We start from the raw sequence: 9,248 nt of genomic DNA, 5'->3' as shown, positions 1-9,248 counted from the left end.
TCAGATCCGAGGTCGCGAAACGGCCGCCGTCCAGCGGCACCAGCGGACGCAGTTCCGGCGGCAGCACCGGCAGCACTTCCATGATCATCCACTCAGGCTTGATGCCCGAACGCTGGAACGCTTCCAGCACTTTCAGGCGCTTGGCGTATTTCTTGATCTTGGCTTCGGACTTCGATTCCTTCAGTTCCACGCGCAGGGTCTCGGCATCGCGGTGGATGTCGATCGAGCGCAGCAGTTCGCGGATACCTTCAGCGCCCATGAAGGCGGTGAAGTCGTCGCCGTACTCTTCGTACTTGGCGGCGTAGTCGTCTTCCGACATGATCTGGCACTTCTTCAGCGGCGTCATGCCCGGATCGGTGACGACGTAGGCTTCGAAGTACAGCACGCGTTCGATGTCGCGCAGCGTCATGTCCAGCACCATGCCCAGGCGCGACGGCAGCGACTTCAGGAACCAGATGTGGGCGGTCGGCGAGGCCAGCTCGATGTGGCCCATGCGCTCGCGGCGCACTTTCGCCAGCGTGACTTCGACGCCGCACTTTTCGCAGATCACGCCGCGGTGTTTCAAACGCTTGTACTTGCCGCACAGGCATTCGTAATCCTTGATAGGACCAAAGATCTTGGCGCAGAACAGGCCGTCGCGCTCTGGCTTGAAGGTACGATAGTTGATGGTTTCCGGCTTTTTGACTTCGCCGTAGGACCACGAACGGATTTTTTCAGGCGACGCCAGACCGATCTTGATCGCGTCGAACGTTTCGTTTTGCTGAACTTGCTTGAATAGATCGAGCAGTGCTTTCATGTATCACTCCAGAGGTGATTAAACTTCTATATTCCTGAGACTACATTGCCCGGCATGGTTTCCCAGCCGGGCTTTGTACTTCCCAAACCAAATGACAGTGAGCTGTCTTTTAGTTGCGTTCGAGGTCGATATCGATACCCAGCGAACGGATTTCCTTGACCAGCACGTTGAACGATTCAGGCATACCGGCGTCGATCACGTGGTCGCCTTTGACCAGGTTTTCATACACTTTGGTACGGCCGTTCACGTCATCGGACTTGACGGTCAACATCTCTTGCAGCACGTACGATGCGCCGTACGCTTCCAGCGCCCACACTTCCATCTCACCGAAGCGCTGGCCGCCGAACTGGGCTTTACCGCCCAGTGGCTGCTGCGTCACGAGCGAGTAAGGACCGGTGGAACGGGCGTGCATCTTGTCGTCGACCAAGTGGTGCAGCTTCAGCATGTGCATCACGCCGACGGTGACCTTGCGCTCGAACGCTTCGCCGGTGCGGCCGTCGTACATGGTGACCTGGTTCTTCGATGGCGTCATGCCCAGTTTGTGGGCGATGTCGTCAGGGTAGGCCAGGTCGAGCATGCGGCGGATTTCCGATTCGTGCGCGCCGTCGAACACCGGGGTCGCGAACGGCACACCTTTTTTCAGGTTGTGCGCCAGCTTCATGATCTCTTCGTCGTCGAACTGGTCCAGGTCTTCCGGACGGCCGTTTTCGTTGTAGATCACGGTCAGATACTTGCGCATCTCTTCGGCCTTGGTGTGCACGGCCAGCATTTCGCCGATGCGGATACCCAGACCCTTGGCGGCCCAGCCCAAGTGGGTCTCGAGAATCTGACCGACGTTCATCCGCGACGGCACGCCCAGCGGGTTCAGCACCACGTCCGCCGGCGTACCGTCGGCCATGTAAGGCATGTCTTCGACAGGCACGATACGGGAAACCACACCCTTGTTACCGTGACGGCCGGCCATCTTGTCGCCCGACTGCAGGCGGCGCTTGACGGCCAGGTAGACCTTGACCATTTTCTGCACGCCAGGTTGCAGCTCATCGCCCTGGGTCAGCTTCTTGCGCTTCTCTTCGAAGGCCAGATCGAACTGGTGACGCTTTTCGTTGATCGATTCCTTGATCGCCTCGAGCGCGACGGCGGCGTCGTCTTCCGACGGACGGATGTCGAACCAGTGGTACTTGTCCAGATCGTCCAGGTATTCCTTGGTGATCTTGGCGCCCTTGGCCAGCTTTTTAGGGCCGCCGTTGACCAGCTTACCGATCAGCATTTTTTCCAGACGCTGGAAGGCGTCGCCTTCAACGATACGCATCTGGTCGTTCAGGTCCAGGCGGAAACGCTTCAGTTCATCGTCGATGATCTGTTGCGCGCGCTTGTCGCGAACGATGCCTTCACGGGTGAAGACCTGCACGTCGATGACGGTGCCGATCATGCCCGAAGGCACGCGCAGCGAGGTGTCTTTGACGTCCGATGCCTTCTCGCCGAAGATGGCGCGCAGCAGCTTCTCTTCCGGCGTCAGCTGGGTTTCGCCCTTGGGCGTCACTTTACCGACCAGGGTGTCGCCGGCTTGCACTTCGGCGCCGATGTAGACGATGCCCGATTCATCCAGACGCGCCAGCTGATTCTCAGCCAGGTTCGAGATGTCGCGCGTGATTTCTTCCGCGCCCAGTTTGGTGTCACGGGCCACCACCGACAACTCTTCGATGTGAATCGAGGTGTAGCGGTCGTCCTTGACGACGTTTTCCGAGATCAGGATCGAATCCTCGAAGTTCAGACCATTCCATGGCATGAAGGCCACGGTCATGTTCTGGCCCAGGGCCAGCTCGCCCAGGTCGGTCGATGCGCCATCGGCGATCACGTCGCGCTTGGCGACGCGGTCGCCGACCTTGACGATAGGACGCTGGTTGATGTTGGTGTTCTGGTTCGAGCGGGTGTACTTGATCAGGTTGTAGATGTCGACACCGACTTCGCCGGCGGTTGCTTCGTCATCGTTGACGCGGATCACGACACGGCCCGCATCGATGTAGTCGACGATACCGCCGCGCAAAGCTTGCACGGTGGTACCGGAGTCGACCGCCACGGTGCGTTCGATACCGGTACCGACCAGGGCTTTTTCAGGGCGCAGGCAAGGAACGGCCTGGCGCTGCATGTTGGCACCCATCAATGCGCGGTTCGCATCATCGTGTTCCAGGAAGGGAATCAGCGATGCCGCGACGGACACGATCTGGCCAGGCGCCACGTCCATGTACTGGATGCGTTCCGGCGACACCAGGATCGTTTCGCCGGCTTCACGGGCCGACACCAGCTCATCGCTGAGCATACCGCTCTTGTCGATGGTCGCGTTCGCCTGAGCGATGATGTAGCGGCCTTCTTCGATGGCGGACAGGTAGTCGATCTGGTCGGTGATCTTGGAGCCTTCGACCTTGCGGTACGGGGTTTCCAGGAAGCCGTATTCATTCAGGCGGGCGTACAAAGCCAGCGAGTTGATCAGGCCGATGTTCGGGCCCTCGGGCGTTTCGATCGGGCAGACGCGGCCGTAGTGGGTCGGGTGCACGTCGCGCACCTCGAAACCGGCGCGTTCGCGCGTCAGACCGCCGGGTCCCAGGGCGGAAACGCGGCGTTTGTGCGTGATTTCCGACAGCGGGTTGGTCTGGTCCATGAACTGCGACAGCTGGGACGAACCGAAGAACTCGCGGATCGCGGCCGAGATCGGCTTCGAGTTGATCAAGTCGTGCGGCATCAGGTTGTCCGCTTCGGCTTGGCCGAGGCGCTCCTTGACGGCGCGCTCGACGCGCACCAGGCCGGCGCGGAATTGATTCTCCGCCAGTTCGCCGACGCAACGGACGCGACGGTTACCCAGGTGATCGATGTCATCGACTTCGCCGCGGCCATTGCGCAGCTCGACGAGGATCTTGATGACGGCCAGCACGTCTTCGTTCGACAGCGTCATGGCGCCCGTCAGTTCATCGCGGCCGATGCGGCGGTTGAACTTCATGCGGCCGACGGCCGACAGGTCGTAGCGGTCAGGGCTGTAGAACAGACCGTTGAACAGCGCCTCGACCGAGTCCTCGGTCGGCGGTTCGCCTGGACGCATCATGCGGTAGATCGCGACGCGGGCGGCCATCTGGTCGGCCGTGTCGTCGATGCGCAGGGTTTGCGAAATATAGGCGCCCTGATCCAGATCGTTGGTGTACAAGGTTTGGATTGCGGCGATATTGGCTTCGCGCAGGCGGCCCAGCAAGTCTTCGGTCAGCTCTTCATTGGCGGACGCCACCACTTCGCCGGTCTCGGGATCGACGATATTCTTGGCGATCACGCGGCCCAGCAGGTAGTCTTCCGGCACGGAGATGTGCTTGATGCCGTTCGATTCGATGTCGCGCACATGCTTGGCGTTGATGCGCTTGTCCTTCAGGACCAGCGTCTTGCCTTCCTTGTTGACGATGTCGAAACGCGCGACTTCGCCACGCAGGCGCTCGGCGACGAATTCCATTTCCGCGCCTTCGGAGCGCAGGTTGAAATTGTCGAACACGAAGAAATTGGCCAAAATCTGCTCATGCGACATGCCGATTGCTTTGAGCAAGATCGTCACCGGCATTTTGCGGCGGCGGTCGACGCGGAAGAACAGGATGTCCTTCGGGTCGAACTCGAAGTCCAGCCACGAGCCACGGTAAGGAATGATACGGGCCGAGAACAGCAGTTTACCGGACGAGTGCGTCTTACCGCGGTCGTGCTCGAAGAACACGCCCGGCGAACGGTGCAGCTGGGACACGATGACACGCTCGGTGCCGTTGATCACGAAGGAACCGGTGCTCGTCATCAGGGGCAGTTCGCCCATGTAGACTTCCTGTTCCTTCATCTCTTTGACGACCGGCTTGGTCGGCGATTCCTTGTCCAGGATCACCAGACGCACCTTGGCGCGCAGTGGCGACGCGAACGTCAGACCGCGCAGTTGGCATTCCTTGACGTCGAAGGCGGGGTCGCCCAGGACATACGACAGGAATTCGAGGCGCGCAAAACCATTGTGCGACACGATGGGGAATATCGAGGTAAAGGCCGACTGCAGGCCGTCGTTCTTGCGGGTCGACGGTGCTACGTCTTCCTGCAAGAAGCTATGGTAGGACTCGAGCTGGGTAGCCAGCAGGAAAGGAACGTGGTGAACGTTGGCGCGCTTCGCGAATGACTTGCGAATGCGTTTCTTCTCAGTAAATGAGTAGTGCATGGACACTCCGTGAGTGACAGAAAGGATAAAAAATTCAGGTTTTGCCTGTGCGAAGTTACCTTGGCCACTACAGCAACGCTTCGGCTGCAATGTCACACAGACGAAACCTGAAACTTCTACCATTTCCAGCTGATTCGATATAAAACTGCAACGTGGACAGACCGCTACAAATACGACAAAGACGACAAAGGAGCCAAAGCCGGATGCCCTCTTTTAACAGAGGCCATCCACAGCTTTGGCTCGTGGCGCTAAATCATAGCCGCCGTACAACGGGAATTACTTGATTTCGGCTTTGGCGCCAGCATCTTCCAGCTTTTTCTTGCCGGCTTCAGCGTCAGCTTTCGAAATCGCTTCTTTGACGGTCTTAGGAGCGCCATCGACCAGATCTTTGGCTTCTTTCAGGCCCAGACCGGTGATTTCGCGGACAGCTTTAATCACGCCAACTTTGTTCGCGCCGAAGTCCGACAGGATCAGGTTGAATTCGGTTTGCTCTTCAGCAACGGCAGCAGCGGCGCCGCCGGCTGCAGGAGCCGACATTGCTGCGGCGGACACGCCGAATTTTTCTTCGAAAGCTTTGACCAGGTCGTTCAGGTCCATTACGGACATTTCGCTAACTGCTGCCAGGATGTCGTCTTTGCTAATTGCCATTTGAAACTCCGTTTAATTGTTTGATTCGTTAATACATCAAGTGCTACTTGAGAAAAAAATCCGCGGCGGCCTATCAGGCCGCTGCTGGGGCTTCTTCTGCTGCCACTTCTTCGGCGACAGGAGCGGAGCCCTCGGATTTTTTCGCTGCCAGGGCAGCCAGACCACGTGCGAAGCCCGAAACCGGCGCCAGCATCACACCCAACAACTGGGCGATGAGGACGTCACGGCTAGGAATGCTTGCCAACGCGACAACAGCTGCTTTATCCAGCTGTTTGCCGGCGTAGTTACCAGCGGTGATGACCAGTTTGTCGTTGGTTTTAGCGAAGTCGGCGATGACTTTAGCTGCTGCAACGGCGTCGTCCGAGATCGAGTAGATCAGCGGACCGGTCATGCTGTCGGCCAGATTGGCAAACTGCGTACCTTCCACGGCGCGACGAGCCAGCGTGTTTTTCAACACGCGCAAGTACACGCCCTGGTTACGGGCTTTGGCACGAAGTTGCGTCAAGTGAGCAACCTGGATGCCACGATATTCGGCGATCACCACGGTTTGCGCAGATGCTACTTTTGCGGAAACTTCGGCGACGACTGCCTTTTTGTCATTCAGATTGAGACCCACGGTCAACCTCCTTAAATGATGTTCGGTTGGCATGACCCTATGGCCATGGACCTTGCATCGGTTCGAACACGGCGTCCGAAGTTAAGAAGTACAAAAACTGAGCGGATGGATTCACGCAGCATGGACTACAAAACTTGTTCGGGTACACCATCTGCGTTGGGCGCGCCCCGGTTGCCCGGAACACTGATTACCCTCCCGCATCTGTTATCGCGGTCGGCCCAACGGTCTTTGATTGTCCGGCCGCCCTCCTTGACGGAAAACGGCCAGCCCAAAGATTTGCCCCACGCCCGACCTCGTCCGGCGCGGGGGCTTGATACTTTACAGCTTAAGCGGCCAGGGTGGTCTGGTCGACACGGACGCCAGCGCCCATGGTCGACGACAGCGACACCTTGCGCAGGTAAACACCCTTGCTCGACGTTGGCTTGGCTTTGTTCAGCGCATCGATCAGGGCAACCAGGTTGCTCTTCAGATCGGCGTCGGCGAACGATTTGCGGCCGATCGTGGCGTGGATGATACCCGATTTGTCGGTACGGTATTGAACCTGACCGGCTTTGGCGTTTTTCACGGCGGTGGCGACGTCAGGGGTGACGGTGCCGACCTTCGGGTTAGGCATCAGGCCGCGCGGGCCCAGGATCTGACCCAGGGTACCGACGATACGCATGGTGTCTGGCGACGCGATGACGATATCGAAAGGCATGTTGCCGGCCTTGACCATTTCGGCCAGGTCTTCCATACCGACGATGTCGGCGCCGGCGGCTTTGGCCTGCTCGGCTTTTTCACCGGTGGCGAAGACGGCGACGCGCACGGTCTTGCCGGTGCCGGCTGGCAGCACGACGGAACCGCGGACGACCTGGTCCGACTTCTTAGGATCGACGCCCAGTTGCACCGACACGTCGATCGATTCATTGAACTTGGCGGTGGCCAGTTCTTTGATCAGAGCGACGGCGTTGTCGAATGGGTAAGCCTTGGTGCGATCAACTTTAGCCTTGATTGCTTTAACGCGCTTGGACAATTTAGCCATGATTACAGACCCTCTACCGTGATGCCCATCGAACGTGCGGAACCGGCGATGGTGCGTACAGCGGCATCCATGTCGGCAGCGGTCAGATCGGGGGTTTTCGTTTTAGCGATTTCTTCAGCTTGTGCGCGCGTCAGCTTGCCGACTTTGTCGGTATGCGGCTTCGGCGAACCCTTGGTGATGCCAGCCAGTTTCTTGATCAGGAAAGTCGCCGGTGGCGTTTTCATGACGAAGGTGAAGGACTTGTCGGCGAAAGCGGTAATGACGACCGGAATCGGCATGCCTGGCTCCATACCCTGGGTCTGGGCGTTGAACGCCTTGCAGAACTCCATGATGTTCAGACCGCGCTGACCCAGCGCAGGGCCGATCGGTGGGGATGGGTTTGCTTTACCAGCTGGCACTTGCAGCTTGATAAAACCAATGATTTTCTTTGCCATGATTGGCTCCTATCTAGGTTTGAGTAGTAGCGCCCCACGCGGCGATGACCTGCCGGGCGGGGCTCCTCTTGGTGCCGGATACGCTGAACCACCGCGCGCTCCGGCGGGCGCTTAGACTTTTTCGACCTGGCCGAATTCGAGCTCGACCGGCGTGGCGCGACCGAAGATGGTGACCGACACGCGCACTTTGGATTTCTCGTAGTTGACTTCCTCGACGTTGCCGTTGAAGTCGGTGAACGGACCATCCTTGATGCGCACTTGCTCGCCCACTTCGTACAGCACTTTCGGGCGCGGCTTTTCGACGCCTTCCTGCATCTGCTGCATGATCTTGTCGATCTCGCGCGCGGGTATCGGCGTCGGCTTGTTCGACTTGCCGCCGATGAAACCGGTGACTTTCTTGGTGTTCTTGACCAGGTGCCAGGTTTCGTCCGTCATTTCCATTTCAACCAGCACATAGCCGGGGAAGAAACGACGCTCGGTGACCGACTTCTGGCCATTCTTGACTTCGACGACTTCCTCGGTCGGCACCAGGATCTGGCCGAACTGGCCTTGCATGCCGGCGCGTTCGACGCGCTCGGTCAGCGCGCGCTGCACGCTCTTTTCCATGCCCGAATAGGCGTGGACGACATACCAACGCTTGCTGCTGACCGGTACGCTTACGGGCGCGCTGGCTGCTGCGCTGAGCTCGGCGGCGACATCGGGCACGCTGTCCGACATGGCTGGGCCCGTCGTAGGCTCGCCAGCCGTTTCATCTTGCACATTTTCGCTCATTATTTTCTTATACCCAGAATGACGTCGTACAACAGGAACTCGAGAAACTTATCCGTGCCCCACAGGAAGATCGCCATCACCAGCACGAAGGCGAACACGATCGCCGTGATCTGGCCCGCTTCCTTGCGGGTAGGCCACACCACTTTTTTCGTCTCGCGGACGGCTTCCTTGGCGAAATTCAAGAATTCGCGGCCAGTGGTCGAAGTCCACAAGAGCAGAACGGCAAAAGCCAAACCAGCCACGAGCGCGCCTGCGCGCACCAGAGCTGGTTTGTCTGACAGGTAATAAAACCCGACCACACCTGCAATCGCGGCAACCACTGCCAACGCGACTTTTAACTTGTCGTTCGACGTGCTGACGGTCTGCACGGATTGATTTGACATACTTTTACTTTCGGTGCCCTGCACCTAGATGGTGGCAGGGACGGAGGGCATCGAACCCCCAACCTTCGGTTTTGGAGACCGACGCTCTGCCAATTGAGCTACGTCCCTACGTAAAACTTTAAGAGGAAAGATCTATTTTACCACCCGGGACGCCCCGGGTGGAAGTAGATGATTCCTTAGGCGATGATCTTGGCAACCACGCCGGCGCCGACGGTACGACCACCTTCACGGATAGCGAAGCGCAGACCTTCTTCCATCGCGATCGGGTTGATCAGCTTGACGGTGATCGACACGTTATCGCCTGGCATGACCATTTCTTTGTCCGCTGGCAACTCGATCGAACCGGTCACGTCCGTGGTACGG

At 58.5% G+C, this 9,248-nt stretch carries 7 protein-coding genes, 1 tRNA gene and 2 pseudogenes; all 10 read right to left on the bottom strand.

Annotated features, from left to right (window positions below; genetic code table 11):
* Positions 1-796, bottom strand: a pseudogene (locus Q0S71_RS15290) (DNA-directed RNA polymerase subunit beta'); the annotation flags it as partial.
* Positions 797-905: 109 nt separating this feature from the next.
* Entirely contained in the window at positions 906-5,012 is a 4,107-nt protein-coding gene (gene rpoB / locus Q0S71_RS15285) for a DNA-directed RNA polymerase subunit beta (protein WP_295997332.1), read from the bottom strand.
* 276 nt (positions 5,013-5,288) lie between these two features.
* Entirely contained in the window at positions 5,289-5,660 is a 372-nt protein-coding gene (gene rplL / locus Q0S71_RS15280; RefSeq protein WP_295997329.1) for a 50S ribosomal protein L7/L12, read from the bottom strand.
* Between the two features lie 73 nt (positions 5,661-5,733).
* Positions 5,734-6,276, bottom strand: a complete 543-nt coding sequence (gene rplJ / locus Q0S71_RS15275) for a 50S ribosomal protein L10 (RefSeq protein WP_295997326.1) — start codon at positions 6,274-6,276, stop codon at positions 5,734-5,736.
* A gap of 325 nt (positions 6,277-6,601) precedes the next feature.
* Entirely contained in the window at positions 6,602-7,297 is a 696-nt protein-coding gene (gene rplA / locus Q0S71_RS15270) for a 50S ribosomal protein L1 (RefSeq protein WP_295997321.1), read from the bottom strand.
* A gap of 2 nt (positions 7,298-7,299) precedes the next feature.
* Entirely contained in the window at positions 7,300-7,731 is a 432-nt protein-coding gene (rplK, locus tag Q0S71_RS15265; RefSeq protein ID WP_295997318.1) for a 50S ribosomal protein L11, read from the bottom strand.
* Positions 7,732-7,842: 111 nt separating this feature from the next.
* Positions 7,843-8,502, bottom strand: a complete 660-nt coding sequence (gene nusG, locus Q0S71_RS15260) for a transcription termination/antitermination protein NusG (RefSeq protein WP_295997315.1) — start codon at positions 8,500-8,502, stop codon at positions 7,843-7,845.
* Positions 8,502-8,885 carry a preprotein translocase subunit SecE gene (gene secE / locus Q0S71_RS15255; protein WP_295997313.1) on the bottom strand — a complete coding sequence of 128 codons (384 nt, stop codon included), beginning with the start codon at positions 8,883-8,885 and terminating at the stop codon, positions 8,502-8,504. The genes nusG and secE overlap by 1 nt, the downstream gene beginning before the upstream one ends.
* 32 nt (positions 8,886-8,917) lie before the next feature.
* Positions 8,918-8,993 (bottom strand) — tRNA-Trp (locus Q0S71_RS15250).
* Between the two features lie 68 nt (positions 8,994-9,061).
* Positions 9,062-9,248: pseudogene (locus Q0S71_RS15245) on the bottom strand (elongation factor Tu); the annotation flags it as partial.

It is taken from the genome of Rugamonas sp. (assembly GCF_025354735.1).
Classification (GTDB): Bacteria; Pseudomonadota; Gammaproteobacteria; order Burkholderiales; family Burkholderiaceae_D; genus Rugamonas.
Note: the sequence above shows the minus strand (reverse complement) of the source record. Positions and strands in the feature narration are given on the sequence as shown.